General features: G+C 69.5%; 24 protein-coding genes and 6 pseudogenes. 9 read left to right on the top strand and 21 right to left on the bottom strand.

The window, feature by feature from the left end:
- Positions 1-2 precede the first annotated feature (2 nt).
- The 4 genes from ACIRA5_RS19010 to ACIRA5_RS18995 form a co-directional block, all read right to left on the bottom strand.
- The gene (locus tag ACIRA5_RS19010) at positions 3-221 is read right to left on the bottom strand and encodes a hypothetical protein (RefSeq protein WP_403692022.1); all 219 of its coding nucleotides are present in this window, start codon (positions 219-221) and stop codon (positions 3-5) included.
- A gap of 24 nt (positions 222-245) precedes the next feature.
- Positions 246-1139, bottom strand: coding sequence for an aldo/keto reductase (locus ACIRA5_RS19005; RefSeq protein ID WP_403692019.1), 894 nt, complete (start codon positions 1137-1139; stop codon positions 246-248).
- Positions 1136-1693 (bottom strand): TetR/AcrR family transcriptional regulator, encoded by a 558-nt coding sequence (locus ACIRA5_RS19000; RefSeq protein ID WP_403692016.1) that lies wholly within the window; start codon positions 1691-1693, stop codon positions 1136-1138. Before ACIRA5_RS19000 ends, ACIRA5_RS19005 begins: the two co-directional genes overlap by 4 nt.
- Before the next feature lie 152 nt (positions 1694-1845).
- Complete coding sequence (locus tag ACIRA5_RS18995) at positions 1846-2403, bottom strand: RBBP9/YdeN family alpha/beta hydrolase (RefSeq protein WP_403692015.1); 558 nt, start codon at positions 2401-2403, stop codon at positions 1846-1848.
- A gap of 113 nt (positions 2404-2516) precedes the next feature.
- Here ACIRA5_RS18995 and ACIRA5_RS18990 point away from each other — a divergent pair, with 113 nt between their 5' ends.
- Complete coding sequence (locus ACIRA5_RS18990; RefSeq protein ID WP_403692012.1) at positions 2517-2972, top strand: Lrp/AsnC family transcriptional regulator; 456 nt, start codon at positions 2517-2519, stop codon at positions 2970-2972.
- On the opposite strand, the gene ACIRA5_RS18985 is transcribed toward ACIRA5_RS18990, so the two are convergent.
- The 7 genes and pseudogenes from ACIRA5_RS18985 to ACIRA5_RS18955 all read right to left on the bottom strand — a co-directional run.
- Positions 2958-3593: a heme-binding protein gene (locus tag ACIRA5_RS18985; protein WP_403692010.1), complete on the bottom strand. Its 636-nt coding sequence runs from the start codon at positions 3591-3593 to the stop codon at positions 2958-2960. The two genes, ACIRA5_RS18990 and ACIRA5_RS18985, sit on opposite strands and share 15 nt — an antisense overlap.
- A gap of 6 nt (positions 3594-3599) precedes the next feature.
- On the bottom strand, positions 3600-4295 hold the full coding sequence (locus tag ACIRA5_RS18980) for a type 1 glutamine amidotransferase domain-containing protein (RefSeq protein WP_403692008.1): 696 nt from the start codon (positions 4293-4295) through the stop codon (positions 3600-3602).
- A gap of 516 nt (positions 4296-4811) precedes the next feature.
- Complete coding sequence (locus ACIRA5_RS18975; RefSeq protein ID WP_403692005.1) at positions 4812-6095, bottom strand: phosphatase PAP2 family protein; 1284 nt, start codon at positions 6093-6095, stop codon at positions 4812-4814.
- A 298-nt stretch (positions 6096-6393) separates the two neighbouring features.
- A pseudogene (locus tag ACIRA5_RS18970) lies at positions 6394-6572 on the bottom strand (IS5/IS1182 family transposase); the annotation flags it as partial.
- Positions 6573-6677: 105 nt separating this feature from the next.
- Positions 6678-7259: pseudogene (locus tag ACIRA5_RS18965) on the bottom strand (class I SAM-dependent methyltransferase); the annotation flags it as partial.
- Between the two features lie 162 nt (positions 7260-7421).
- Positions 7422-7850, bottom strand: a pseudogene (locus ACIRA5_RS18960) (4-hydroxy-2-oxovalerate aldolase); the annotation flags it as partial.
- A gap of 86 nt (positions 7851-7936) precedes the next feature.
- Positions 7937-8467 (bottom strand): annotated as a pseudogene (locus ACIRA5_RS18955) (acetaldehyde dehydrogenase); the annotation flags it as partial.
- Between the two features lies 1 nt (position 8468).
- On the opposite strand from ACIRA5_RS18955, the pseudogene ACIRA5_RS18950 reads away from it, so the two are divergent.
- The 4 genes and pseudogenes from ACIRA5_RS18950 to ACIRA5_RS18935 all read left to right on the top strand — a co-directional run.
- Positions 8469-9448: pseudogene (locus ACIRA5_RS18950) on the top strand (FAD-dependent monooxygenase); the annotation flags it as partial.
- An 8-nt stretch (positions 9449-9456) separates the two neighbouring features.
- Entirely contained in the window at positions 9457-10329 is an 873-nt protein-coding gene (locus ACIRA5_RS18945) for an alpha/beta fold hydrolase (protein WP_403692003.1), read from the top strand.
- Between the two features lie 48 nt (positions 10330-10377).
- A pseudogene (locus ACIRA5_RS18940) lies at positions 10378-10767 on the top strand (extradiol ring-cleavage dioxygenase); the annotation flags it as partial.
- A 188-nt stretch (positions 10768-10955) separates the two neighbouring features.
- Complete coding sequence (locus ACIRA5_RS18935; protein WP_403692002.1) at positions 10956-11603, top strand: TetR/AcrR family transcriptional regulator; 648 nt, start codon at positions 10956-10958, stop codon at positions 11601-11603.
- 76 nt (positions 11604-11679) lie between these two features.
- On the opposite strand, the gene ACIRA5_RS18930 is transcribed toward ACIRA5_RS18935, so the two are convergent.
- Complete coding sequence (locus tag ACIRA5_RS18930; protein ID WP_403692000.1) at positions 11680-12267, bottom strand: TetR/AcrR family transcriptional regulator; 588 nt, start codon at positions 12265-12267, stop codon at positions 11680-11682.
- A gap of 199 nt (positions 12268-12466) precedes the next feature.
- Between ACIRA5_RS18930 and ACIRA5_RS18925 the strand changes: the two genes are divergently transcribed.
- Positions 12467-13264, top strand: a complete 798-nt coding sequence (locus ACIRA5_RS18925; protein WP_403691998.1) for a hypothetical protein — start codon at positions 12467-12469, stop codon at positions 13262-13264.
- Positions 13265-13344: 80 nt separating this feature from the next.
- Here ACIRA5_RS18925 and ACIRA5_RS18920 read toward each other — a convergent pair whose 3' ends face one another.
- From ACIRA5_RS18920 to ACIRA5_RS18890, 7 genes are read right to left on the bottom strand one after another with little or no spacing between them, the layout of a single operon-like run.
- Positions 13345-13614: a hypothetical protein gene (locus ACIRA5_RS18920; RefSeq protein WP_403691996.1), complete on the bottom strand. Its 270-nt coding sequence runs from the start codon at positions 13612-13614 to the stop codon at positions 13345-13347.
- Positions 13601-14461 (bottom strand): hypothetical protein, encoded by an 861-nt coding sequence (locus ACIRA5_RS18915; RefSeq protein WP_403691995.1) that lies wholly within the window; start codon positions 14459-14461, stop codon positions 13601-13603. The genes ACIRA5_RS18920 and ACIRA5_RS18915 overlap by 14 nt, the downstream gene beginning before the upstream one ends.
- Positions 14458-14625: a hypothetical protein gene (locus ACIRA5_RS18910; RefSeq protein WP_403691993.1), complete on the bottom strand. Its 168-nt coding sequence runs from the start codon at positions 14623-14625 to the stop codon at positions 14458-14460. Before ACIRA5_RS18910 ends, ACIRA5_RS18915 begins: the two co-directional genes overlap by 4 nt.
- A complete protein-coding gene (locus ACIRA5_RS18905) occupies positions 14625-16622 on the bottom strand; it encodes an acetoacetate--CoA ligase (protein WP_403691992.1) in 1998 nt (665 codons plus the stop codon). The genes ACIRA5_RS18910 and ACIRA5_RS18905 overlap by 1 nt, the downstream gene beginning before the upstream one ends.
- Positions 16619-18223: a bifunctional 3-(3-hydroxy-phenyl)propionate/3-hydroxycinnamic acid hydroxylase gene (locus ACIRA5_RS18900; protein ID WP_403691991.1), complete on the bottom strand. Its 1605-nt coding sequence runs from the start codon at positions 18221-18223 to the stop codon at positions 16619-16621. The genes ACIRA5_RS18905 and ACIRA5_RS18900 overlap by 4 nt, the downstream gene beginning before the upstream one ends.
- Before the next feature lie 33 nt (positions 18224-18256).
- Complete coding sequence (locus tag ACIRA5_RS18895; protein ID WP_403691989.1) at positions 18257-19195, bottom strand: fumarylacetoacetate hydrolase family protein; 939 nt, start codon at positions 19193-19195, stop codon at positions 18257-18259.
- Positions 19196-19238: 43 nt separating this feature from the next.
- A complete protein-coding gene (locus ACIRA5_RS18890; RefSeq protein WP_403691987.1) occupies positions 19239-20393 on the bottom strand; it encodes a VOC family protein in 1155 nt (384 codons plus the stop codon).
- 159 nt (positions 20394-20552) lie between these two features.
- On the opposite strand from ACIRA5_RS18890, the gene ACIRA5_RS18885 reads away from it, so the two are divergent.
- The gene (locus ACIRA5_RS18885) at positions 20553-21200 is read left to right on the top strand and encodes a TetR/AcrR family transcriptional regulator (protein ID WP_403691985.1); all 648 of its coding nucleotides are present in this window, start codon (positions 20553-20555) and stop codon (positions 21198-21200) included.
- Between the two features lie 90 nt (positions 21201-21290).
- Here ACIRA5_RS18885 and ACIRA5_RS18880 read toward each other — a convergent pair whose 3' ends face one another.
- Positions 21291-22073, bottom strand: a complete 783-nt coding sequence (locus ACIRA5_RS18880) for a DUF2993 domain-containing protein (protein ID WP_403691984.1) — start codon at positions 22071-22073, stop codon at positions 21291-21293.
- A gap of 97 nt (positions 22074-22170) precedes the next feature.
- On the bottom strand, positions 22171-22806 hold the full coding sequence (locus tag ACIRA5_RS18875; RefSeq protein WP_403691983.1) for a TetR/AcrR family transcriptional regulator: 636 nt from the start codon (positions 22804-22806) through the stop codon (positions 22171-22173).
- A 174-nt stretch (positions 22807-22980) separates the two neighbouring features.
- Here ACIRA5_RS18875 and ACIRA5_RS18870 point away from each other — a divergent pair, with 174 nt between their 5' ends.
- Both ACIRA5_RS18870 and ACIRA5_RS18865 read left to right on the top strand, forming a co-directional pair.
- On the top strand, positions 22981-24603 hold the full coding sequence (locus ACIRA5_RS18870; RefSeq protein ID WP_403691982.1) for an MFS transporter: 1623 nt from the start codon (positions 22981-22983) through the stop codon (positions 24601-24603).
- 178 nt (positions 24604-24781) lie between these two features.
- Complete coding sequence (locus ACIRA5_RS18865; RefSeq protein WP_403691980.1) at positions 24782-25078, top strand: hypothetical protein; 297 nt, start codon at positions 24782-24784, stop codon at positions 25076-25078.
- Positions 25079-25092: the final 14 nt, after the last annotated feature.

The following is a 25092-nucleotide window of genomic DNA, read 5'->3' as shown; positions in this document are numbered from 1 at the left end:
CCTCACCGACGGCGTCGATCGTGCCGGCGCCGTCGGTGAGGGGTGACCTCCGAGAAGCGCTTGGGGTGGGCGACGCCGGAGCGCGCCTGCCAGTCGGTCGGGTTGACCCCGGACACGGCAACCCGGACGCGAACCTCGCCAGGGCCGAGCGCGGGCAGGTCACGGTCCACGTGGCGAAGAACGCCGGGGCCGCCGTTGTGGCGGCAGATGATGGCCTTCATGATCCGCCCTATGAACGGTTCCGGTCAGCCGATGGGGAGCTCGTTGGGACGGGACTCGATGGCATCGAGGGTGGCGAGGGTCGCGGCTTCGAAGGTGATCTTGCCGGCCGCCAGGTTGGCCTCGAGGTGGGCGGCGTCGGCGGTGCCGGGGATGAGCAACACGTTCGGGGCGTGGTGCAGTAGCCAGGCGAGGCCGACCTGGGAGGGTGCGACGCCCAGGGACTCGGCCACGGCGTGCACCACCGGCTCCTCGGTGATCTTGGGCAGACCTGGGAAGGCCCCGCCGAGCGGGAAGAACGGCACCCAGGCGATGCCTTCGGCTGCACACAGTTGCAGCATGTCCTCGTCGTCGCGGGAGACGAGGCTGTACGCGTTCTGCACGCAGGCGATGCCCGCCGGCAGAGCGCGGCGCAGGCCGTCGAGGGTGACGCTGCTCAGACCGATCGCACCGATCTTGCCCTCGTCGCGCAGGCCGGTCATCACCGCGAGCTGGTCATCGAGGCCGACCACTTGGTCGCCCTCGGGACGCAGGCCGGGGCCGGTGTCCAGGCGGCGGAGGTTGACCACCGGGAGCTGGTCGACGCCGAGGCTGCGCAGGTTGTCCTCGACGCTGGCGCGCAGCTGTTCGGGGCGCTGCGCCAGCCGCAGCGGCAACCGCCCGCCCGGGTCGGGGTCGGCGCCGACCTTCGTGACCACCAGGACGCCGTCCTCGGGGCGCAGCGTCTCGCGGATCACGTCGTTGGCGAAACCGAAGCCGTAGAACTCGGCGGTGTCCACGTGGTCGACGCCCAACTCGACCGCGTGACGCAGCAGTTCGACCGCCTCGTCGCGGCGGTCATGCAGGCGTTCGAGCTGTAGTGCGCCGTAGCCGACCCGTAGAACGGTGCGGCCGGCGAACGAAGCGGTCAGGGCGGTCATAAGGCTGTCTCCTCGGTCGGTGATCGCAAGGCGGCGTACAGTAGTTCGGCCAGGTAGAGCGCCGCGATCCGGTGAGCGATCGGGGTGGCGCGCTCGCGGGCCTCGGCCGGCTCCTGGCGCTCGACCTTGACCAGCCAGGCCGTGACGCAGTCGTGCAGCAGTGCGCGCAGCCGGTCTGTCATGTCGACGACAATGTCGCGGATGGCCGGGTCGGTCGTCGCCTCACCCCAGGTCTGCACGCCGACCCGGGCGTCGACGACGTCGATGGCGGCGATCAGGCGGGCCAGCAGTTCCTCCGGGTCGGGCGGGGTGTCGCTGCCCGCGTACTCGTCGAGGACCGCGGCGCGCTGGGCGAGCACCTCGCGGGCTGCGGCTTGGACCAGGTCGGCCTTGTTGTCGTAGTGGGCGTAGATCGAGCCGGTCGAGAGGCCGGACTCGGCGGTGATGTCGGCGATCGAGGTGTGCTCCAGGCCGTTGCGGCCGAAGCAGCGTACGGCGGCCTCGGTGATCTGGGCGCGCCGGAGCTCCTTGCGCGCGTCGGTGAGTCGCGGCACCGCACCCCCCACAAAAGGATCTGGCATTCTGCTTGTGAAGCACACTAACAGAACAGTCATTCTGTTTGCGGTGCAAGCTCAGTGATCTTGTGGGCGGAAGCAACTGAGGTCCCCTGAACGGGATGTGACGCCACCTCAGTTGCGGTGGTTGATCACAGCTGGGTCAGTGAGTCCAGGAGTTCGCGGCCATGCGGCCACGGGCCCAGGCCGCTGGCGGAGTTGATGTGTCCGCACGCGCCCGCCTGATGCCATCGCGCCGCCCATCGCTCCGCGAAGTCCATGGCTGCCTCGGGGGTGCAGTACGGGTCGTTGGTGCTGCCCACCACCAGGGCCGGGCACGGCAACGGTCGTGCGGACAGTTCGATGAACGTCGGGGCCTTCTGGCGTGGGAACGCCGGCCCCTGTGGGTCGGGAGGCGCGACCAGGAATGCGCCGTGTATCGGGCTCGCCGGGTTCTTGTCCAGCCAGGCGGAGGCCGCCCAACAGCCCAAGCTGTGGGCTACCAGCACAACGTGGCTGTCCTCACGGCAAGCATCGTCGTATGCCCTCTGGACAGCGTCGACCCAGTCATCCAGGTCGGGGGCGGACCACGAGGCAGGGGAGATTCTCACCGCTGAGGTTCCCCATTGTTGCTCCCACAAGGTCTGCCAGTGCTGCTCGTCGGAGCCGTCGATGCCGGGGATGATGACGTACGTGACCACTGCTGCCACCGTTTCACTCGTTGCCCCCTGCGATCCTGGGGACGTCTGGCGCCGATTCTGTTGGAAGTGACAGAACAGCGACAGCGACGCAAGCGATCTCTAAGAAGATGGTGCGGACAACGATGGAATCACTTGACCGGATCGACCGGGACATCCTCGCCTTGCTCCAGGCCGAAGGCCGGTTGACCGGAGCGGAGGTAGGACGCCGCGTCGGACTGTCGCAGCCCGCGGCCAGTGCCCGCATCCAGCGGCTGGAGAAGAACGGCGTCATCACCGGCTACCGGGCCGATGTCGACCCCGCGGCACTCGGTCTGAACATTCACGCGATCATTCGCCTGCGCACTACGCATGCCCAGCTCTCCCGCGCCCTGGACGTGGCTTCCCGGATCCCCGAGGTCGTCTCCACCCTGAGAGTCACCGGAGAGGACTGCCTCATCTTCGACGTCCGTTGCCCGCAAGCAGGACGACTCGAGGAAGTCGTCGACGCACTTGCCCGCTACGGCCCTGCCACCACGTCACTCGTGCTCCGCGCCTACCCGCCGAAACCGCTGACCGACGCCACGTCAACAACGTCGTGACCCGCCCCGACCGGCCGTTCGAGGGCCGACACCTTCGCCAGGGGAGCAGTGGCGTGAGTGCTCCCGCCGGCCCGCGCGGAAGGCATCATCGAAGACGCGGAACGGCGCGGCTGAATGATGGCCAAGATCGCAGCGGAACTGTCGGCCGTTCATGAGGGCGTTGCGGGGCGAATCGCCGCGGTTTCCGCGGAGTGGGTGGCGAGCTACGGAGCCGCATCGCGCGGGCCCAAGCGGAAGGCTCTCTGCATGCTGACGCGGACAGCCTCGCCGGCCTTCTGCTTCTTCGGATACCTGACCACCAGAGGTCCCAACCGGGCCGATCACACGGCCGTTCGCACTGGTGAGGGGCAGTCCGCCACCGAAGGTCACCAGACCGCCGTCGGTGACCTCCACGTTGTAGAGGTCACCACCTGGTGGGGAGAGCTCTCCGATCGCGGCCGAGGGCATCGTGAACAGGGCTGCGGTCTTCGCCTTCTTGATCGCGATGTCGATGGATCCCAGCCAAGCGTCCTCCTGGCCTCTGCGCGGTTCACCGCTTCCTACAACGTGGGGGCAGCCACTGTCCCTGGTCCTTCCCGCGCCCGCCCGAGGCCAATTTCGAATAGCGGCGTTTGAGCCCAAGCCGACTCACTTGATGATTTCCAGGAGCCGGTCGGCCAGAACCGTCGCCGAGCTGGGGTTCTGCCCTGTGACGAGGTTGCGGTCTTCCACCATGTACGGCTCCCATATCGGGCCGCGGCTGTAGTCGACACCGACCTTCTCCTTCAGATCGGTCTCCAGCAGCCATGTCGCCCGGGGTGCCAGTCCGACGCCTTCTTCCTCGTCGTTGGTGAAACCCGTGACCCGGTAGCCCTTGAAGGGCGACTCGCCGTGGATCCTGGTGGCCAGCATCGCGGCGGGGCCGTGGCACACGATGAAGAGCGGCCTGCCCGAGGCGAGCTGCGCCGTCAGCAGTCGGCCGACGTCGGCGTCGAAAGCCAGATCCGCCATCGGACCGTGGCCACCGGGCAGGTAGACCGCGTCGTAGTCTTCGAGGCGGACGTCCGACAGCTTGAGGGGCCGCCGCATCGCCTCCGCGGAACGGATGATGGCCTCCAGCTCCAGGGCCACGTCCTCACCGCCCGTCATGGAGGGGCGCAGGCTCATCATGTCGACGTTCGGGATCACACCGCCCGGAGTTGCCACCACCACCTCGTGGCCGGCCTCCGTGATTTTCTTGTACGGCATCGCGAACTCTTCGGCCCAGTAGCCGGTCGCATACCTGGTCCCGTCCTTGAGCACCCAATACGTCGCTCCGCTGACGATGAAAAGTACCTTCGCCATCGCACGTCGCCTCCGCATCTCACGTGACGTACTCCCCCATCTCAGCCTAGGCGCATGACTGAACGGGCGCATGCGGACGGCCTTTGCGCACCCGAATTCCGCGCGTAGGTGCACGTAGAGTGTGCAAGCCCATTCGAAGAGCTCTATACCTACGTGCGCGTCGAGCGCGGTCCGTGCGCCATGCCGATCTGACAACTCCGCGGCATGCAGGCCGCATTCGGTCAGTTTCGTCGTGCGTCCCGCGGTAGGGCGCGGTACTTCCATGGAACCTGGCCACTCCCTGATCAGGCCTCGGGCCGTCCATCCCGTGAAAGCGCGAGGCTAACCATTCACTTCCTTTGGTGTGATCGTGAGGGATGCCTCTTGTGCGGCGAGCGAGGCTGTCGTCGATCTCGCGGTGGCAGGGAGGTCGGGGCCGTGATTGTGTTCGTGGCCACGACCGGCTGCACACGGAAGCAAATGTCGCGGCCACACTCATCTGTTACCGCATACTCCCCAAGTGAAATGGCCTGTAACTCACACTAGTTCGGGTTGCGGTTCCGGTAGCCGCGCTGGTGCGGTCTTCGGATCCCACAGCCTGGCGGTCTGCATGTAGCCGCGGACCACTGAGGCCATTGCCAGAATGAGAAGTGGCCCAAATAGCCACGGATATTTGGCCATCTCCACCGGCAGATAGCGATATGACACCAAGAGCGCGGCGAAGACCGTGGCACTGTAGGTGACCAGCTGGATTCCCGACCGGTCCCAGCCACGGTCGAGCGAGCGCAGCGCTGCCTCGATCGTGAATGCAAACACCACACCGGCAACGAGATCCACGCCGTAGTGGTAGCCGAATCCCAGCGTTGCGCTGAGCGTGGCAATCAGCCAGAACGTGCCTGCGAATCGCAGAATCCGTGGGCCCCTACGGGAATGAATGAAAATCGCGGTGGCCCACGCTGTGTGCAGGCTGGGCATGCAGTTGCGTGGGGTGATCTCGTCGAATGGCATCTGGTGCGGGGTATTGATCGGCGGCGGCGTGTTCGGCCACAGGTTGGCCACCGCCCAGTGCCCGCCGTCCGCGCCGAAGGCGAAGACCGGTCCGACCACCGGGAAGATCATGTAGATGGCCGGCCCGAGGAGGCCGATGACCAGAAAGGTGCGCACCAGATGATGGCGCGGGAAGCGGCGCTCGACCGCCACGCTACGCAGCTGGTACAGCGCCACGATGACCGCGGCCACCGCAAGCTGAATGTAGACGAAACCGAGAACATGGGCGCCGATCGGTCCGGTGGCTGTGACCATCCGGCCCACCAGCCACGACGGGTTGCCCAGCGCGTGGTCGGCGGTTGCCACGTACTGGTCGAGCGTCGTCGGGCGGGTCTTCGACGTGATGAGGAGCCAGGTGTCGCCAGTCTTGCGCCCGGTCACCAGCAGCAGGCCGAGGCCGACGCCCTTCAGCAGCAGGACACGTTCCCGGCCGGTGCGGCGCGTGATGGCGATCACCGCATGGCCCAGAATCACCCACAATGCGCCGTTGCCGAAAGGGTGGCCTTCGGTCACCTCGGCGTCGACCGCCCACCGCACCAGCAAGATGGCGACATCGATACCCACTGCGGCACCAGCCGCGATGAACCGTTGCCGCCAGGTGAGGACCACCATCATCAACGCCATACCGGCGTACAGCAGGAAACCCGACTTGGGAGCGAATATCACCTCGCGCGCCTGGTTGGTGATCGGCCCCGGCAGGCCGTAACGACGCGCGGCGATCTCCAGGGCGACGAGGAACCCGAAGGCCGTCACGCCCGCCATGACCCACAGCATCGCCCGCGGTTGGCGCCACGCAGCGAACGCAATTCTGCAGTTTATTCGCGAAAACACCCGCGATGATCTCGATATCAACTGTTTTGGCCGATTTGTTAGATGTTGGCTAAGTAGATCGATCATGCTATCGGAGTGATGCGGGTGGGTTCCTCTGGTTAACGGATGACGCGAAGGTCGTTCGATCGGCGCTCGCTGGTCCAGCGTCTCGGGAATGACCATGAAACTCTCGACACCCGGCGGACATCGAGGGCGTCACGGGTTGCCCAGCGGCTCCGCCGCCGTGAGACCCGTTCACTTGTCCCGCGAGGATGACGTTGTGCATGCGGGCGATGTCGAGCAGGGCATGGTGGACGCCGTCGCCCCTGAGGCGGCAGTCGCGGAGGATCTTCCGGGTCTTCGTGCGGGTGAGGTTCGCTCAACGCGAGCGCGGACCTGTAGGGGCGAGCGGTTGTGCTCCTACTTCCAGTCGAGGAGTTCTTCGCCAAGGGGAAGGAGTGGCTGACCGGCTTCCTCGGTGACATCCCAAGTGCCGCTGTTACCAATGCGCTGCTGGAAAGGGGTTCCGCGACTCGGATAAAGCGAGAATAGGAAGCAGGTTCTGGTCGAGAGGTCATGGAAGTCGTCGGGGAACAGTTCACGGGCGGCCGGGTCGGGCTGCGGCTCGCTGATGACGGAAAGGCGGAAACCGGCGGTGGTGAAGGCATCGGTCATCGCGTGCAGCGGCTTGCGCCAGAACCTCATCGGGACGGACTGCCCGTTGAACGTCCAGTCGAAGGTGTAGCTGGTGGTCGCGAAGTAGTCGGGCCGAGGCTCCTGGAACGTGTAGGCCACGAAAGGGTGGTCCACCGACGCGATCAGCCGGCCGCCGGGCCTGAGCACCCGCCGCAACTCGGCCAGTGTCGGCCCCCAGTCCTCCAGGTAGTGCAGCACCAGCGACGCGACCACGTCGTCGAACGCACCGTCGGCGAACGGTAGGCGGTCGCTCAGGTCGACCACGTGCAGGGCTACGTCGTCACCGAGCCGCCGCCTCGCCGACGCCGGCATCCCGGCGCTGGCGTCGATGCCGGTGACGACGGCACCGCGATCGCGCAGTGCGGCGGACAGGGGGCCCGAGCCGCAACCGGCGTCCAGGATCCGGCGGTCGGCCACGTCTCCGGCGAGGGCCTGCTGCGGTCGACCTCCGGGGCGTGGAACCGGACGCGGGGCGTGGCGCGCCGCTGGTGGTCCGGTCGTAGCTCCTGAGGTCGCGGCCGGTGCCGGGTTTCCCAACCCAGCGTTCACAACCCAGCCGTCCTCGGCTTCCTCGGACTCCGGGTGGGGAGGTCTTGGGGGCCTTATGTGACTCATCATCAGGAAGCCGACGGTGTCCATGCCCAGCTCCCGTGCCGCCGCGATGTGTTGGGCGCAGATGTCGGCCTCGGTGCAGTGCGTGGCCACCCGGACGACTGTCGCGCCCGCGCTGTGGGCGTCGTGCAGGTCGTGGACGGAACCGATGCCGGGCAGGAGGAGAGTGGCGACCTCGGCCCGGGTGGCGGCGGAGGCGACGGCCTCGATCCACTCCAGGTCGGTGTGGGCCCCGAAGCCGTACACGCAGGACGAGCCCGCCAGGCCGTCGCCGTGGGCGACCTCGATGGAGTCCACGCCGGCCGCGTCCAGGGCGGTGGCGATGGCGACGGCCTGGTCGACGGTGTACTGGTGGCGGACGGCGTGCATACCGTCCCGCAGGGTGACATCGCTGATGTAGAGCCGGTTCATCGGGCGACTCCGGCGGTGGTCTGCGCGTACTGGGCGTACGGGGAGTGCTGGGCGTACGAGGATTGCTGGACGTGCTGGGTGCGCTGGGCGATGCGCTCGGCTGCGGCGACGGCCGCGGAGGTCATGATGTCGAGGTTTCCGGCGTAGGCGGGCAGATGGTCTGCGGCGCCGGTGACTTCGAGCATCACGGTCACCTTGGTGCCGGTGAACTTCCCTGTCTGCGGGATGTGCAGGGGGTCGTCCGGACCGTATGTGTCGAACTGGACCCGCTGCTTGAGCCGGTAGCCGGGTACATAGGCGTGCACCCTCTCGGCCATGGCCAGGACGCTGTTCTCGATGGCGATGTGGTCGCAGTCGTCCTCGACCAGGCAGTACACGGTGTTGCGCATCAGCATCGGAGGCTCGGCCGGGTTGAGGATGATCACGGCCTTGCTGCGCCGGGCCCCGGCGACCTCGCGCAGCGCTCGTGACGTGGTCTCGGTGAACTCGTCGATGTTGGCGCGGGTGCCGGGCCCGGCGGACCGGGCGGCGATGGAGGAGACGATCTCCGCGTAGGCGACGGGGGCGACCTGGGCGACGGCGGCGGCCATGGGGACGGTGGCCTGGCCGCCGCAGGTGCCCTGGCCGGACCACGACCGGCTGCGCTTCCGCTGCGACCCCGCGCGGCCCGCAGTGGACTGCCCCACCCCGCTCGGTCACCACCGCTGGGAGTTCCCGATCCTGCCGGGTGACGACGAGAAGTACCTGACCGGCGACGAGGCGGTGTACGAACTGGTGGCCCGGTACGGGATCAGCCGGGACAGCGTCAAGATCCTGCGGACCACCGTCTACAGCCACCACGTGCGCTTCGCCGCCCGCTTCCGGGCGGGCCGGGTCTTCCTCGCGGGTGACGCCGCCCATGCCATGCCGCCCTGGATCGGCCAGGGCATGGCCGCCGGCGTGCGCGACGTCGCGAACCTGTGCTGGAAACTCGACGCCGTCCTCCGGGGCGAGCTGCCCGAGACCGTGCTCGACAGCTACGAGACGGAGCGAAAGCCGCATGTCAAAGAGGTCACCAAGCGGGCGGTGTTCGTCGGGCGGATGATCACCGAACGGCGACGCCTGGTGGCGAGAGTCCGCGACTCGGGGCTACGGGCCCTGAACCGCGTGCCTGGCTTCGGTGACTGGCTGCAGGACTCGAACTGGATCCCCGTGGCTCGCTACGCCGAGGGTCTGCAGGCCCGCCCCCGGGCCCGCGCGTCCGGCCGTCAGATACCCCGGCCCTGGGTGACCGGGGCCGACGGCGAACGCGTACGGCTGGACGACGCACTCGCCGCTGGCTGCTCCTGCGCACCGGATCGGCCCCGCCCCAGCCCGCATGGGACCGCCTCGGCATCCCCTCGCTCACCATCACGCCCGCCCGACCCCGCCCGGCGGAGGGCACCCTCGTCGACAGCGACGACGTACTGCTCGCCTGGTTGGCGGAACACCGCGCGGCCACCGTCGCCCTGCGACCGGACGCGTACGTCTACGCCGCCGCCCCCGCGGGTGCTCAACTCCCGCCGCCCCTGACCGGATTCGCTCCCGTGCCGCACCCGATCCCGACCACCGCTCTGTGAGGACCGACATGACCACGCATACCGAACTGCCACCGATGCGGGAGCGCCCGCTCGACGTCGGGGACAAGAAGATCTTCGTTGCGGAGACCGGTGACGGCCCTCCCGTCCTGCTGCTGCACGGCGACGGTCCCGGTGCCTCCGGCGTCGCCAACTACGCCCGCGATACTGGGGAGTTGGCCAGGGAGTACCGGGTCGTTGTTCCCGACCTGCCCGGTTACGGACGCAGCACCAAGGGTGTCGACGGCGCGGACCCCTTCGGTCATCTCGCCGACGGTATCCGTGGCGTGCTCGACCGACTCGGCCTGGAGCGTGCCCACATGGTCGGCAACTCCTACGGCGGTGCCTGCGCCCTACGCCTGGCTCTGGACACGCCCGACCGGGTCGACCGTATGGTCCTGATGGGCCCGGGCGGCATCGGCACCACTCGCGCCCTCCCCACCCCGGGTTTGAACAGCTTGCTGAACTACTACTCCGATGGCGGGCCTTCGCGGCTGAAGCTGGAGAAGTTCATCCGTGACCACCTCGTGTTCAACGCCGCCGACGTGCCCGACGAGGTCATCGACGCGCGCTACCGGGACAGCATCGATCCGGAGGTCATCGCCGCTCCGCCGCTGCGCCGCCCGTCCGGCCCGAACGCCCTGCGCACCCTGTGGGGAATGGACTTCACCCGCGAACGACGCCTGGCCCGTCTGCCCGTGCCCACGCTGGTGCTGTGGGGTGCGAAGGACAAGGTCAACCGGCCCGAGGGCGGGCGCATGCTGGCCGATCGCATGCCCAACTGCGACCTGTACCTGGCAGCGAACACTGGGCACCGGGTCCAGTACGAACGCGCCGAACTCCTCAATCGCCTGTGCGCCGACTTCCTGGCCGGGCGCCGATGAACACCGCCTGCGCAGCAGTCCGTCTTCGGTGCCGTCCACCTCGGCTACATCGTCATCGAGACGAACCGCTTCACCGACTGGCGCCGCTTCGGCACCGACGCCATCGGCATGCATCACGACGCCCCCGACACCGGGCTGATGCGGTTCCGCCTCGACGACCAGGAATGCCGCTTCCTGCTGAGGCGAGGCCCGGCCGAGGACGTCGTGGCCACCGGCTGGCACATCGCCGACCACACCACGTTCGAACGGATCGAGGCCCGCGTACGCGCCCACGGCGTCCCCCTCGTCCAGGGCACCGCCGAAGAAGCCGCCCTGCGCGGGGTCGAACGCCTCCTGCGCTTCCCGGGGCTCAAAGGCATCACGCAGGAGATCTGCACCACGCCGGTGAAGTCGGCGGAGCCCCTGCGCATGCTCGCCTCGGGATTCGTCACCGGCGACCCGGAAGCCACCGTCCCCGCCCTCAGCGGAACCGGCATGCCCGACGACTGACCGCCGGGCCGGACCCCGCCGGCCTCGAGCTGGAACAGGTCCGGTTCCGGATCACGCTGAAGAACCCGTGGCAGACTGGGCGGGCGGCTCGTCCCGGTCCGTCATTCACCCCATACTGATCCACCGAGGTTGTTTCCGTGCCCAAGCCCATGGCCCGCGAGCCAATGCGACGTAATTCACGGTCCAACCGGGCGCGCATCCTGGCCACGGCCCGCCAGGAACTGGGGCGCAACCCTGACGTCACCCTGGAGGAACTCGCGCGAGCCGCCGGTGTCGTGCGGCGCACCCTCTTCGGGCACTTTCCCGGACGCGCGGCGTTGCTGGAGGCTCTCGCCGAGGAGGCGTCCGAGGCGATTCGGAGCGTCGTCTCGGCCGGAGCGGACTCGACGGAGCCGGCCGAGCGGGCCCTCGCGTACTTCGTGCTCTCCGTGTGGCCGGTAGGTGACCGCTATCGGATGCTCGTGGCGCTGGCGCGCAAGGACCTGGGTATGGAACGCGTGGCCGAGATCCTGGCACCGGCCCGTGACGAGGCCACGGCCATCCTGGAACGAGGGCAGCGTGACGGCGTCTTTCACACCCATCTGCCGCCCGCTGTGCTGAGCGCCGGACTGGAGGCCATGACGCTCGCGCTGCTGGAAGCCGTCAACACCGGGGCGCTGGACGACGACGGAACCCGGGTCGCCGTCGCCACGCTCATCGCGGCCGGTGTGCCGGAGGAACAGGCGGGTGCGGTGGTCGACGACGTCGCGTCCGCGGCGGTCGCGAAGGCTGCCGCCGACGCGTGAGCCGCCGTACGGCCACCGATCGACCGGGACAAGGGCTTCGCCGAAAGCCTGCGTCGCGTGGACCGGCCGAGGGCGCTCACATGACGGCGGCGTCAACCATGTCCAGGTCGGGCAGGTCCGGCGAGCTGATCCGCGCGGCCTCGTCGGCGGTCATGCCGAACTGGCGCAGCAGTCCACGGACGACCAGGTCCGAGGAGTTCGCATCGTCACGGTCGGGCTGCGCGTGCAGGAGCGAGCCGAGGGCCAGTTGGGCGCCGACCGTCATGGCGAGGGCGAGGTCCAGATCCTCCACCTCGAAGCGCCCGGCGGCCGCCGCGGTACGGATGTCGCGCAACGCGCGTGGCGCCAACCCGCGGGCGGAGTAGGCCACTTCGAGCCCGTGATTCAGGAGAACCCGGCTGAGCTGCGGGTAGCGGCGGTGCAGGCGGCCAGTCATCCGGAAGCTCTGGGCGTACGCGACCGCCGGGTCGTCGATGTCGGCGGTGAGCTGGTCCATGAGACCGCCGAACCACTCCAGCGCGTCCTCGACCGCGGCGCGGAAGAGGTCTTCCTTGGTGTCGAAGTGGTTGTAGAACGAACCGACCCCGACATCCGCGAGCTCCGTGATCTCCAGGACCACGACGTCGGTGCGTCCCTCGGCCGGCAGGCGTTGTGCCGCGCACACCAGGGAGGCTCGCGTTCGCGCCCGTCGCTGGTCGGCACGCCGGGGCGCGCATGACGCCCTCCGGTCATGCGCGGTGGGGACCACCGGCCGGCAAGGGCTTCCCGGGCATCGCGTCCCGGACGCGAGTCGCCGGCCGAGCCGCGCTCGATCCACACCGCTCTGCGATCCACACCGCTCTGCGATCGCGGTGGTGACCAGCATGTCGCCTGGCGAGGCGACACACCACCCGCCGATCCTCCGCACGTCATCGACCGCATCCGGGGCGCTCACCTCCTTCATGTCCCCGGTCTGGTTCCGCGCGGACCTGCCCAGGGAGAGCGCCATCGAGTACTGGGCGGGACCGCATGCGCAGATCGCCGGGCGGCTGCCCAACATGGCCGAGTGCGTCCAACGGCACTTCTCGCCCACCGATCACGGCTACTGGCCGTCGTCTCCCACCGTGGGCACCACCGTTCCCGCGAACTGGCGCTGCGACGGCGTGGCCGAGGTCCGGTTCGGGAGCACGGTCGCCGCGCTCGCCATGCCGATGCACATGCGGGAGGTCTACCTGGACGAACAGAACCTCTTCGAACGGGTCCTCGGACAGGTCACCGGTCCCGGCGGAGGCCGCCGGTGGACCGACGGCCACGACGACGCCGTAGGCCACCGCACGGTCCTGCTCCTGCGTCGGCGCCGCGGGGTGCGCGGCCGTGTGTTCCGGGCATACGTCCACGACCGCATCGGTTCCGCGCTCCACGAGGCCGGTGCGCGCGACCTGCGCACGTACACGTTCCTGCCCTGGTCGCGGATCGTGCACCCCACGCCAGGTGTCTGTCACGACAACCCGACCTTCCGCCGGTACCACGGAAGCGTCGTCTTCGGAGCCGACAGCCGTGCCGCCGTGGACGAGTTGCTGAAGTCCGAGCAGGTCGCCGGGATCGTCGCCGACCAGCACACGGCCCTGACCGCCGTACAGGCCTACACCGTGGAACGGAGCGTGCCGGTCATCCGTACGTGAGGCGGTCCCGGTGGCGACTCGAGCATCAAGTCCATCGGTTTCGCCGTGGCCCCCGAGGCCGCCGCGCACCGAGCTGATGGCTACGGCGCCCACGCCCGCAGCGCCGCGTCGACCACCGCCTCCACCGGGTCGTGGCCGAGCGTGGTGCCCACGAGAAGACGCTGGTGGACGGGGGCCCCGACGGCCGCGATGGCGAACCTCCCGGCGGTGACGTCGTCGCGGAGCCGGCGCCGGATGCGGCACGCACGTCCTCGGGCGCAGACGGCCACCGTCTGATGCGTCACGGCATCGAGGCCGCCCTTGGTGAGCAGCTCGGTGGCAGCGGACACCATGGCCTCACGGCTGCGCACCAGGCGCGGATCGGCTCACTCCTCCGACATGAGGCATCAGCCAGAAGTCTGCGGCGTGATCGGCGTACGCCTCCGTGTGGCGCAGCACCAGTTCGTCAGAGCGCTCCGCCGCCCGGTCCCGCCACGGCTGTGCCTCCTGGTGGCGGTCGGCGGCCCGCAGGGCGAGCGCGAGAGGAGAGGCGTACTCGGGATCGTCGCTCGGCTGCGCCAGTGGGCGCGGACGAGCGACGGCTGACTCCGGGTCTCCCAGGAGGAGTTCGACCTCGGCGAGGTGGCCGGTCGGGGGCGTATCCCGGCACCCGGCGCCGGGCCTCGTCGAACACGTGCTCCGACTCGGCGGTCTCGCCCCGCTCCGCCTGGAACACGGCCAGAGCTCCCAGCATCGCGAAGTCGGACGAGTGGAGGGCTGCTTTCCTGAGCAGGGACTGGGCTTCGGTGAAACAGCCGACCGCCTGCAGGGCTGCCGCCCGTTGCCTGTCCAGGGTGGCCTGCCCGGCGCCGGCTCGACCCGCGGCGTCGAGGTCGGCCATGGCTTCGGCGAAGCGGTGCAGGGTCGCCCGCGTGCGGGTTGGGGCAGCAGGGCGATGCTGTCTCCGGGTGCGTCGCGCATCAGCCGTTCGGCCAGCTGTGCGGCCTGCTCGTAGTCGGTGACGCGGCCCAGGAGATGACCGCGCAGCGCGAGCAGGCCGACCAGGGCCGCCTGTTGTGCGAAGGCGAAGGGGTCGGCGAAACCCGCCCGCTGTACCCGTGACGACAGGCCGTCGGTCTGGGCCGACAGGTTCTCCAGGGCTATGGTGCCGTTCATCGCGACCGGTTCGTGGTCGCCCCGGACAGGCTGGGTCGTCATGCCGCTCCCTCCTCTCGCGCCGGCGGCGCCAGCGGCGCGGTGAACACGGTCACGAGGTCCGGCGGGTCCGGGTTGGAGGCCATGAGGTAGGGGAATTGGCGCGTGGCCGGCTGGGTCGCCGTGTGAACGCCGTCGCTGATGCCGGGCCCGTCGACGCCGTTCATCAGGAGCGTGTGGTCCGTAGGCTGCGGCGTTCGGCGCCCAGACGGGCGTAGTAGTCGACGAGTTCGGGAGCGTCCACGGCGGCGAGGTTGACGACCTGCTCGGCGGAGGCACCTTGGAGCAGGCGTTTGACCGGGACCTCGAGCTTCTTGCCGGTGCGGGTGTGGGGAATGGCCGGGACCTCGAGGATCTCGTCGGGGACGTGGCGGGGTGAAGCGCCGGTGCGGACGGCGTCGCGGATGCGGTCGCGCAGAGCGTCGTCGAGGGCGACGCCGGGCGCCGGGACGACGAACAGCGGCATCCAGTAGCCGCCGTCGGGCTCCTCCGCGCCGATGACGAGCGCTTCGGTGATCTCCGGGAGGCGTTCGACGACGTCGTGGATGTCGGCGCTGCCCAGGCGTACGCCGTTGCGGTTGAGGGTGGAGTCGGAGCGGCCGTGCACGATCACCGAGCCGTGGGCCGTATGGGTGATCCAGTCGCCGTGCCGCCACACGCCGGGGTACGCGGAGAAGTAGGCGTCGTGGTAGCGGGCGCCGTCGGGGTCGTTCCAGAAGGACAGCGGCATCGACGGCATGGGGCGAGTGACGACCAGCTCGCCGACCTGGTCGACGACCGGAAGACCCTCGGTGTCGTACGCGGCGAGTGCCACACCCAGGTGCGGAGCCGACAGTTCCCCCGCCCAGACCGGGATCGTGGGCGCGCTGCCGGCGAAGCCGGAGACGATGTCGGTACCTCCGCTGATGGAGGCGAGCAGAACGTGACCGCCGACGTGGTCGCGGACCCAGGGGTAGGCGGAGGCGGGCAGCGCGGAGCCGGTGCAGCCGACGACGCGGATCGAGGACAGGTCGTGCACGGACGGGTCGATGCCGAACTTGGCCATGGCCAGGAGGTATTGCGGGCTGGTGCCGAAGACGGTGACGCGGTGGCGGGACGCCAGTTCCCACAGAACGTCCGGGCGGGTCAGCGGGGCGGGACTGCCGTCGTACGTGCAGGTGGTCGCGCCGGTCAGCAAGGTGGAGACGACCAGGTTCCACATCATCCAGTGGGTGGTGGTGTACCAGAGGAGGCGGTCGCCGAGGCCGAGGTCGGAGTGCAGGCCGAGGGTCTTGAGATGTTCGAGCAGGACGCCGCCGTGACCGTGGACGATGCCCTTGGGCAGGCCGGTGGCGCCGGAGGAGAAGACGACCCACAGGGGGTGGTCGAACGGCACGGGCGTGCAGTCGAGTTGCTCGATGCGGGTGGAGGCGTCCTCCCACGGGATGACCAGCGAGGGACAGCTCCGCGAGGGCCAGGGCAGACCGACGTGGTCGACCAGGAGGGTCGCCTTCAACGTCGGCAGCGCATGGGCCAGTTCGAGGGCGGCCTCCCGGCGGTCATGGGTGGTGCCGTTGAAGAGGTAGCCGTCGGCCGTGATCATGACGGTGGGTTCGAGCTGCGCGAAGCGGTCGGCGGCGGCCTGCGGGGCGTAGTCCTGCCCGCACACCGACCAGACGGCGCCCAGGCTCGCGGCGGCCAGGAACGCCACGATCGCGTGGGGGGTGTTGGGAAGGTAGCCGACGACCCGGTCGCCCCGGCCCACGCCGAGGTCGCGCAGGGTCGCGGCGACGGAGGCGACCTGGGCACGCAACCGCTGCCCGGTCACCTCGTGGCTGGAACCGGTCTCGTCGAGGGCGACGATCGCCACGTCGTCGTCCGCGAGGCCGCGCAGGGCGTGGTGGGTGTAATTGAGGGTGGCGCCGGGGAACCAGCGGGCGCCGGGCATCCGCTCGTCCTCCAGCACCCGCTGATGGGGCGTGGCCGCGTCGATGTCGAAGTACTCCCACACCGCGCCCCAGAATCCTTCGAGATCGGTGACCGACCAGTGGTGCAGGGAGGCGTAGTCCGAGTCCACGGCAACACCCCGGTGCCCGGCCGCCCCGTGGGCGAAGTCCACGATGCGACTGGCGGCTGCGGCCTGCGGATCAGGAGTGAAGAAGGGGTCCGGGTACGGCGTGTTCATCGCGTTGTGCTCCTCAACAGGCTTTTCTCAACGGTCCGTTGGGAAGGGACAGGGCTTCGTGTGGTGTGCAGAAGGGACGCCCAGGCGGCGGTGTCCGTGAAGTCGCCGCCGCCGGGCGGGACGACGTCCATCACGACACGGTCGGGCCGCAGCAGCACGGCGTCCGCCCGCCCCTCGCGCAGCCAGGCGGCGAGGTGGTCGTCGTCACCCAGGTCGGCCACGGGAACGGTCCTGGCACCGAGGCCGTCGGCGACCGCCTTCAGCGAGGGTGAGAGCGGTACGGCGGTCAGCAGGGCGAAGGAGTCGCCGAGCAGTTCGTCGAGGCGGGCGCGCCGTCCGTCGACGGCCACCCACGGCTGGGGGCAGAGGGTGCCCACGAGACCGCGGCCGCTCCAGCGGGTACGACGGCGTACGAGCGGCCCCGCGGTCAGGGCGGGACTGAGGTCGCGTGCGGCCGCCGTACTCAGGCCAGGGATACGGACGGCCGCGCTCAGGACACCGCGCCGAACGGCTGCTGCACCGTCCTGGCCGCCGGTCATGGCCCAGCCCATGGCGACCGCGAGCCGTACCATGCGGCGCGTGTGCGGCTTGCGTTCGCTCTCGTAGGTCTCCAACAGCCGTTCGGCAGCGCCCTGTTGGAGAACCCGGGCGAGTTTCCAGGTGAGGTTGTATGCGTCACGCAGGCCCGCGCACAGCCCCTGCCCGATGAACGGCGGGGTGAGGTGGGCGGCGTCGCCGAGGAGGAAGACACGCCCCAGGCGCCAACGGTCGGCGACCCGTGCCCGGAAGGTGTACTGCGCCTGCCGCATCACCTCGAAGTCGGCGCCGTACGTGAGATCCACCCAGGGAGCGATCAGCTCCCGCAGCCGCTCGTGACTCAGTGCCGAGTCGTCCCGGAGCCGGAACTCCCAGCGGTAGCGGTCCTCGCTGACGCGCATGAACGTCGCCGGCCGCTGCGGATCGCAGACCTGTTCGACACCTTCCCAGCAGCGGACCGGGAGGCTGGTGCGCACGTCGATGACCGTCCAGCGTTCCTCGAAGCGCAAGTCCTCCCATGCGGCGCCGATGGCGTCGCGGATCAGGCTGCCCGCGCCGTCGCAGCCGAGGACGGCGTCCGCCCGCAGAAGGTGTTCACTCTTGTCGTCGCGATAGGTCACGCGGACCGGACCGTGGCCGTCCTGTTCGACGCCGACGACCTCCACCCCGCCGCGCAGTTCGCACGCCGGGGTGCGAGCGAGGGTGTCGCGCAGCAGCCGTTCCAGCTCGGGCTGGTCGAACATGCTGGTCTGCGGGAAGCCGTGGGGTCCCTGCGCGACGCGCGGGAACTCGGCCATCACGCGGTGCTCGGCGTCCAGTAGTCGCAGCCCCCGCGCGGGGCGGGCGATCGCGGCGAACTCCTCCTGGACCCCTGCGGCCTGGAGGATGCGGCGCACCTCGTCGTCAGTGGCGACGGCGCGCGGCAGCGGGTAGACGTCGTGGTGGCGTTCGAGGACGACGGACCTCACACCACGCCGGGCCAGCAACAGGGCGGCGGTCACGCCCACGGGCCCCGCTCCGACAATCACCACGGGTACGTCTGCCGAGTTGTGCTCGACGGTCATGTGCGGCTCACTTCGGGTCACGGTTCGTGTCGGTCAGTTCGCGTCGGTCACGGGGGTGCGCTGTTCACCGAGGTCGATCCGCCCGTCCGGCGTGGAGATCGTCCCGGTCACCACATCGCCGTGCCGGAGGTAGCGAGCGTTCTTCGCCTGGCTCTTGAAGAACGCCTTCCACTTCATGGCGGGCGGCAGCAGCGAGCCGATCTTCTCGACGGCCTTGGGCGGGGCCTTGAGCGCGGTGCCGCCGGGGGTTCCGGTCAGCAGCAGGTCCCCGGGAGCGAGGGCCTGGAAGCGGGCCAGCAGGGTCAGCGCCTGCGCCGGGCGGACGATCATGTCGGCGAGGGTGCGGTCCTGGCGCAGATCACCGTTGACGGTCAACTTCAGCCGCAGGTCCAGGAGATGGGCGAAGTCCTCCTGCTCAAGCAGGGCCAGGTAGGGGCCGGTGGGCGTGAAGGTCGGGTACGACTTGCTCTCGTAGAACTGCGTCTTCGTCAGCTGTACGTCTCGGGCGCTGACGTCGTTGGTGGTCACGAGACCGGCGACGTAGGCGGGCAGGTCCCGCTCCTCGACGACGGTGCCGACCGGGAGGGACGCACCCATGACCAGGCCCAGCTCTATCTCGTAGTCCAGGAACTTCACATGCTGCGGCCGGACGATGCTGTCCTGCGGGCCGCTGACCGAGCCGGACGCCTTGCGGAAGAAGGCGGGCGGGATGTCGCCGGTGAAGCCCGAATCGCGGGCGTGGCTGCGGTAGTTGACCATCTGGGCGACCACGCGGCACGGAGTGGTGACAGGGGAGAGGGCCACCAGATCGGCGAGCGGAGTACCCGGATCGCTGGAGTCGGCGGCCTCCCGGACGGCGGTCCGGTCGGCGAGCAGCTCGGCGGTGGTGACGGCCTTGGTGTCGATACGGACGGCGCGCGCGTCGCGCGCCACCCACCAGCCGTCTGCGGTACGCAGGACATTGGTGCTCATGTCAGTGCTTTCGTCAGGGGGTCGGGGGTCAGGAAGCCGGGGGTCAGGAGTTCGCGGCCTTCAGCAGGCCCAGGAGGCGCGCAGGGTCCATTTCGTTGTCGCCGCGCAGGGCCTGGATGACGTCGCGGACCCTTGCGGGGGAAGGGCCGGCACCGAGGAAGTCGCGGGTCGCCGGTGGTCCCCACTGGGCGAGGCCGCTGGTCGACATGGGTGCCCAACCGGGTTCGAGGTCGCAGGAGAACAGGTCGCCGTCGGCGAAGTGCTCCAGCATGAGGTGGTCCGGGTCGCGCCAGTAGTCGAACAGCTGGCTGCCCTGGATGTGCCGGCCGATGCCCCAACTGCGCTGGTATCCACGCTCACCCAGGTACTCACCGCCGGCGGCGATCGAGTCGAGGTCGGTGACCTGGTAGGCGGAGTGGACGTAGCCGTTGCCCGGCCCCAGGTGCATGGCCAGGGTGTGATGGTCGGCCGGCGCACTCCCCAGGTCGCAGCGGATGAACGCCATCGTCGGACCGCGGTCGCGCTGCCCGTCCAGGAACAGGAAGTCGGACACGATCATCCCGAGCGTGTCGAGATACCAGTCCAGAGCGCGGGCGAACACCCGTGTCTCCAGCACCACATGCCCCAGGCGCTGGATGCGGGAGGGCTCCCGGGGCGGCCGCTGCGTGACGTTCCTACGACGATGGTCCGTACCGAAGTTGAGCAGCAGCGGCTGCTGTTCGGGCAGCCTCGGCAACTGCTCGCCACAGTGTACGACCCGCACCGGGAAGCCGGAGGGGTCGAGCAGGTCGACGACGCTTCCGCCGCCGGGGACGTCCGCGTCGCCCACGTCCGAGCCGGTGGCGCGGGCCAGCCGGTCCAGGTCGGCGCGCTCGGCCGCGCGGAACGCCGGGCCGATGAACCTGCTGGCGCGCCCCTTGCGGATCACCATGCACGGCGAGCCGGCGAAGGTTCCGCGCAGCCACAGCTCACGGTCGGTGCGCGCGGCGACCCCGAAGCCGAAGTCGCGAGCGAACACCTCGGCCCGGTCCAGGTCGGGCTTCTCGAACTCCAGCCAGGCCAGGTCCGCCACCTTGATCACAGGATTTCGGGCCCGGCCCGGGTGCTCGCCGCGCAGGGCCCCTTGCTCACTGTGGAGGTCCTGGTGGGCCGTCCTGACGTCCGTGACGCCGACCGCGTCGACGCGGGTTTCGGACATGGTGTCCTCCAAGCGACATTGCTGTAATGAGGAAATCATCAGCTTTGATTCTTCGATCGTCAAGAGCTGGATCGGGGGTGAGTGACGAAATCGTCAGGTATGTTCTGATCGATTCATCAGAACTGTGGCATGGGGGTCTCATGGGTAGGCTCTGCGCGTATGTCGAGGTCAGCCCCGTCCCGCAACCGCCTCGAACGGTGCCGTGCCGAGACCCGTCAGGCGCTCGTCCGTGCGGCCCGGCAGATCCTCGCCGAGACCGGGGACACCAGTGCGAGCATCCAGGCTGTCGCGGAGCGCGCCGATGTCGGCTTCGGCTCCTTCTACAGCCACTTCGCATCGAAGACGGAGCTGTTCGACGAGGCGGTCATGGACGCCCTCGAAGAGCTCGGCCAGACCTTCGACGAACACCTGCGGGGCATCGACGACCCTGCGGAACTCGTCGCGGCGGGTTTCCGCCTCGGCGCCCGCCTGGCCGACTCGCAGCCTGAACTGATGCAGGTGCTGCGCCACCGCGGCCTCGGCCACATCCACTCCGCATCGGGACTGGCTCCGCGCGCCGTGCGTGATCTGGGGGTCGGCATCGCCTCCGGCCGTTTCACCATCGCCGATCCGACCGTCGCCCTGACCGCCCTGGGCGGCTCCCTGCCGGCGCTGGTGGAGCTGCGGTTCGCCCGTCCGGAACTCGACGGGGACGAGGCGGCCTCGAACCTGGCCGAGATGCTGCTGCGCATGCTGGGCGTTCCCTCGGAGGACGCCCAGGACGTCGCCCGGGGCCCGCTGCCCGACCTCGACGGACAAGCGCCGTGACCAAGCCCGTCCGTGAACCGATGCGACACATTGCGCGTGCCGGCCGGGCGCGCGTCCTCGCCGCCACTGCGACCTGACACCCCCGAGGGATCACGCGGACGACGAACTCGGGTGGAAGGTGACCGCCTTGCCGGTGAAGCGGGCGCTGATGCCGCTCTTCGTCGCGGAGACCGACCGCAGGTGCAGCCCCTCGGGCATGTTCTGGAGGGGGACGGGCTCGGCCAAGGCCTTGTCGAGCAGAGCCTTCACGGGAGGGATCAACTCGCCCTGGGTGACACGGACGTCCGTGAAGGCGATGCGGTTGGCGCCGACTGCCGAGATGGCGGTACTCACGGTCACGTCGCCGACGAGCGGCAGGCCGACCCGCACGTCCACCCGGCCCGGCTCGTCGCCCTGCGAGACCTCCAGGCCGAGCGCGCCCGACACGTCCTCGTACGACAGGAAGGCGGTCGCCTCGACGCTGCGCGCACGGGCCTCGCCGGCGCTCCCCGAAGTCTTCAACCCGTCGAGGCCGACGCTCAGTTCCGTCACCGGTAGCGGCCGGGTCGATCCGCTCGCCGGGATGTCGTGGGCGGTGATGTCGACGTGCCGCAGGCTGCCCTCGGCCAGCTGTGTGAGTACGGGAAAGCCGCTGACGTGCACCGAAGGACGCTGCGGGGTCGCCATGCCCTCCTGGAACGCCTCCGCCGTACGACTCTCCGCGCGGGCCGCGGCAACACGGTCGACGGCGACGGCGCCGGCCAGCACCGCAGCCAGGGAGGCGACGGCGATGATCCTGCGCCGCCTTCTCGGTGCCGGGGAGCTCACATACAAGGCGGCGTCACCGTAGTACGGCTCGCCCGCGGGCTCCGGGTCATGCTGGGACTGGTACATGGCTTTCCTCTCGGGTCCTCTCGGGAAGTGATCTCCGGACGCGCGCCCAAGCCGCCGGAGTCGGAGGCGGACTGGGACTCGGACTCGGACGGGTTTTCTAGGCGCCGACGGGCTCGGGACGGCCGAGCCGGCGGACCTGCGCCGCGGCGAGGTCGACGTCCGCCCCCACCGCGATCAGGGCGGCGGTCGCGGTGCGCGTGCCGTCGTCGCGCCAGGTTCCGGCGTTCACGCACTCCAGGAGCGCCAGCAGATGCCCTTCGAGTGCCCGACTGAGCGGCCCGGGCGGGACGCGGGTCCGGAAGACGCCCTGCCGTTGCCCCCGCTCGATGATCGACGCCGCCATGTCACGGGCAGGGGCGAGGACTTCGTTCACGCGTTCCGCTCCCAGGTCCTGAGGCGCGAGTCTCAGCAGCATGCGATAGCGGTCGCCGACGGGCCACAGGGCCAGGACGAAGCGGGCCATGTCGGTTGCGGCGCAGGGATCGCGGATCGTCACGGCCGCCAGTGCCCGTCGCAGCGCTTCCGCGGCGTCCGTGACGAGCCCCTCGACCAGCGCGGACCGGCCGGCGAAGTGGTCGTAGACGGTACGACGCACCACGCCGGCTGCCTCGGCGATGTCGCTGAGGCTGCTGTCGGGATCGCGGCCGAGCTGCTGCCTTGCCGCTTCGAGGATGCGGGCCCGGGTGAGCTGTGTCTGGCGGCGCTCGCCGCCTGTGACGCGTGGACTGATCATGTCGGACCTCCGGTCGACGGGGGAGGGCACTTCGATACTTGCACATCAATGGGCAACAAACTAGTCTGCACATCGTTGAGCAAATATCTGCCAGCAGTGCCGTGGCCGTGCCCGCACTGCTCCTGCAGACCCACCACCCCCTTGAAGCTGCCGCTTCGCCCTGAGGAGCTTCCGATGCCGCTCTTTGCCCACACGCCCGCCGAGAAGATGACGGAGCCGTACCCACGACGCTGGTGGGCCCTGCTGGTGCTGTGCCTGAGCCTGCTGATCGTGGTCATGGCGAACACATCGCTGATCGTGGCCGCGCCCGCCATGACCCGGGACCTGGGCCTGTCCAGCAGTGACCTGCAGTGGGTCATCGACGGCTACACCGTCCCCTACGCCGCGCTGATGCTCGTTCTGGGCTCGATCGGCGACAAGTACAGCCGCCGCGGCGCGCTGATCCTGGGCCTTTTGATCTTCGCGGGCGGCTCGGTGATGGGCGGCCTGGTCGACGAGACCGGCTTGGTCATCACCGCCCGCGCGATCATGGGTGTCGGCGCCGCCGTCGTGATGCCGGCCACCCTGTCGCTGCTCGTCGCGATCTTTCCGAGGGCGGAGCGCGCCAAGGCCATCACGGCCTGGAGCGCGACCTCCGGCCTCGCCATCGCCGCCGGTCCGCTGGCGGCCGGCTGGCTGCTGGAGAACCACGCCTGGGGCTCGACCTTCCTGATGAACGTCCCCATCGCGGTGGTCGGCGTCGTCGGCGCACTGCTCCTGGTGCCGCCGTCGAAGGCGGACAAGATGGGCGGGATCGACTACGTCGGCGGTCTGCTCTCGATCGCCACCGTCGGCAGCCTGGTCTACGCCACCATCGAGGGCCCGCACTTCGGCTGGGGCACCGGCCCCATCACCGCGGCCGTGGTCGCCGGTCTCGGCCTGCCGGCCTTCGTCGCGTGGGAGCTGCGCCACCCGCACCCCATGCTCGACGTACGCAAGTTCAAGGAGCGCCCCTTCAGCGGCTCCATGCTCTCGGTGCTGTTCTTCTTCTTCGGCACCTTCGGCTCGATCTACTACGCCACCCAGTTCCTCCAGTTCGTCCTCGGCTACAACGCGCTGGACACCGGCGTACGACTGCTGCCGCTGGCCGGGGCCGTCTTCGCGGGCGCCGCGGTGACCGGACGACTGGCCCCGAAGCTGGGCGTGAAGCCGGTGGTGGGAACCGGCATGGTGGTCGGCACCGCAGGCGTCTTCCTGCTCACGCGGATCGAGTCGGGCTCGGCCTACACCGACTTCCTGGCGCCTTTGCTGCTGCTCGGCTTCGCGATCGGTCTGAGCCTGTCCCCGGCCACCGACACCATCATGGGCTCCTTCCCCGAGTCGGAGCTGGGCGTCGGCGGCGGCGCCAACGACACCGCGCTGGAACTCGGCGCCTCCCTGGGCATCGCCATCCTCGGCTCGCTCCTCGCCACGTCCTACAAGGACAAGCTGACCGACCTGCTCGGCGGCCACCTCCCGCCCGCCGCGATGGACACCGCCAAGGACTCGGTGGGCGGCGGCCTCGCGGTCGCCGAACAGGTCGCGAAGAACCCGGGCGGCGGACCCCAGCAGGCCCAGACCCTGATTGGCGCGGTCCACGAGTCGTTCGCCCACGCCATCGCCCACACCAGCCTCATCGGCGGCGTTATCATGGCGGCCGGAACCCTGATCGTCCTGGCGGTCCTGCCCGGCCGCCGGGCTACCGGCAAGCACCGCCAGGAGGGGCCGGTGACACCGGAAGCCGACCGGGGCGAGGAGTACGCCGACTCCGTCGGGTGATCCGCGCGGACTTCTGAGAATCCTGCCCGGCCTCCTCCGGCCCAGGAGCTGATCGGCTGGGCCGAGCTCGGTTGGAGCTCTTGGGCCATGCAGGAGATCCGCACCGGGCCCTCTCGCTGCAGAGCTGTCAGTGGTGATCGGTATGGCCGGCGCACTTGATCAGCTGAGGAGTGTGAGCATGAAACATCCGGCCGAACCGGACAACGTGCAGTGGCACGCCCTGACGCACGCATACGGCTCCGCCGAGGACGTGCCTGAGCTGATCAGGGCGCTCTATCAGGGCGACGAGGAGACTGCTGAGGAGGCGATCCATGAGCTCAGAAGTTTCTCCACGAGGCCGTCGGTCACCATGGACAGGCGTGTCCCGTGCGGGGCCCGCGGGACGGCGGGCGGCGGATGCGGGAACCCCAGGTTGATACTCGTGAAGCGGCCCGTGCGGGTGGTGGAACCGTGGCCCGGTGGACTCTCCCCGTAGGGCTTGAACCGCGT

The sequence above is a fragment of the Streptomyces sp. NPDC096311 genome (genome assembly GCF_044763085.1).
Taxonomy (GTDB): domain Bacteria; phylum Actinomycetota; class Actinomycetes; order Streptomycetales; family Streptomycetaceae; genus Streptomyces.
This window is presented reverse-complemented; position numbering and strand designations above follow the sequence as displayed.

Bases quoted from the DNA above. Each gene is read 5' to 3' on its own strand.
- ACIRA5_RS19010 (WP_403692022.1), bottom strand. From the start codon at position 221: ATGAAGGCCATCATCTGCCGCCACAACGGCGGCCCCGGCGTTCTTCGC.
- ACIRA5_RS19005 (WP_403692019.1), bottom strand. From the start codon at position 1,139: ATGACCGCCCTGACCGCTTCGTTCGCCGGCCGCACCGTTCTACGGGTC.
- ACIRA5_RS18990 (WP_403692012.1), top strand. From the start codon at position 2,517: ATGGAATCACTTGACCGGATCGACCGGGACATCCTCGCCTTGCTCCAG.
- ACIRA5_RS18980 (WP_403692008.1), bottom strand. From the start codon at position 4,295: ATGGCGAAGGTACTTTTCATCGTCAGCGGAGCGACGTATTGGGTGCTC.
- ACIRA5_RS18975 (WP_403692005.1), bottom strand. From the start codon at position 6,095: ATGCTGTGGGTCATGGCGGGCGTGACGGCCTTCGGGTTCCTCGTCGCC.
- ACIRA5_RS18945 (WP_403692003.1), top strand. From the start codon at position 9,457: ATGACCACGCATACCGAACTGCCACCGATGCGGGAGCGCCCGCTCGAC.
- ACIRA5_RS18925 (WP_403691998.1), top strand. From the start codon at position 12,467: ATGTCGCCTGGCGAGGCGACACACCACCCGCCGATCCTCCGCACGTCA.
- ACIRA5_RS18915 (WP_403691995.1), bottom strand. From the start codon at position 14,461: ATGACGACCCAGCCTGTCCGGGGCGACCACGAACCGGTCGCGATGAAC.
- ACIRA5_RS18910 (WP_403691993.1), bottom strand. From the start codon at position 14,625: ATGAACGGCGTCGACGGGCCCGGCATCAGCGACGGCGTTCACACGGCG.
- ACIRA5_RS18905 (WP_403691992.1), bottom strand. From the start codon at position 16,622: ATGAACACGCCGTACCCGGACCCCTTCTTCACTCCTGATCCGCAGGCC.
- ACIRA5_RS18900 (WP_403691991.1), bottom strand. From the start codon at position 18,223: ATGACCGTCGAGCACAACTCGGCAGACGTACCCGTGGTGATTGTCGGA.
- ACIRA5_RS18895 (WP_403691989.1), bottom strand. From the start codon at position 19,195: ATGAGCACCAATGTCCTGCGTACCGCAGACGGCTGGTGGGTGGCGCGC.
- ACIRA5_RS18890 (WP_403691987.1), bottom strand. From the start codon at position 20,393: ATGTCCGAAACCCGCGTCGACGCGGTCGGCGTCACGGACGTCAGGACG.
- ACIRA5_RS18885 (WP_403691985.1), top strand. From the start codon at position 20,553: ATGTCGAGGTCAGCCCCGTCCCGCAACCGCCTCGAACGGTGCCGTGCC.
- ACIRA5_RS18880 (WP_403691984.1), bottom strand. From the start codon at position 22,073: ATGTACCAGTCCCAGCATGACCCGGAGCCCGCGGGCGAGCCGTACTAC.
- ACIRA5_RS18875 (WP_403691983.1), bottom strand. From the start codon at position 22,806: ATGATCAGTCCACGCGTCACAGGCGGCGAGCGCCGCCAGACACAGCTC.
- ACIRA5_RS18870 (WP_403691982.1), top strand. From the start codon at position 22,981: ATGCCGCTCTTTGCCCACACGCCCGCCGAGAAGATGACGGAGCCGTAC.
- ACIRA5_RS18865 (WP_403691980.1), top strand. From the start codon at position 24,782: ATGAAACATCCGGCCGAACCGGACAACGTGCAGTGGCACGCCCTGACG.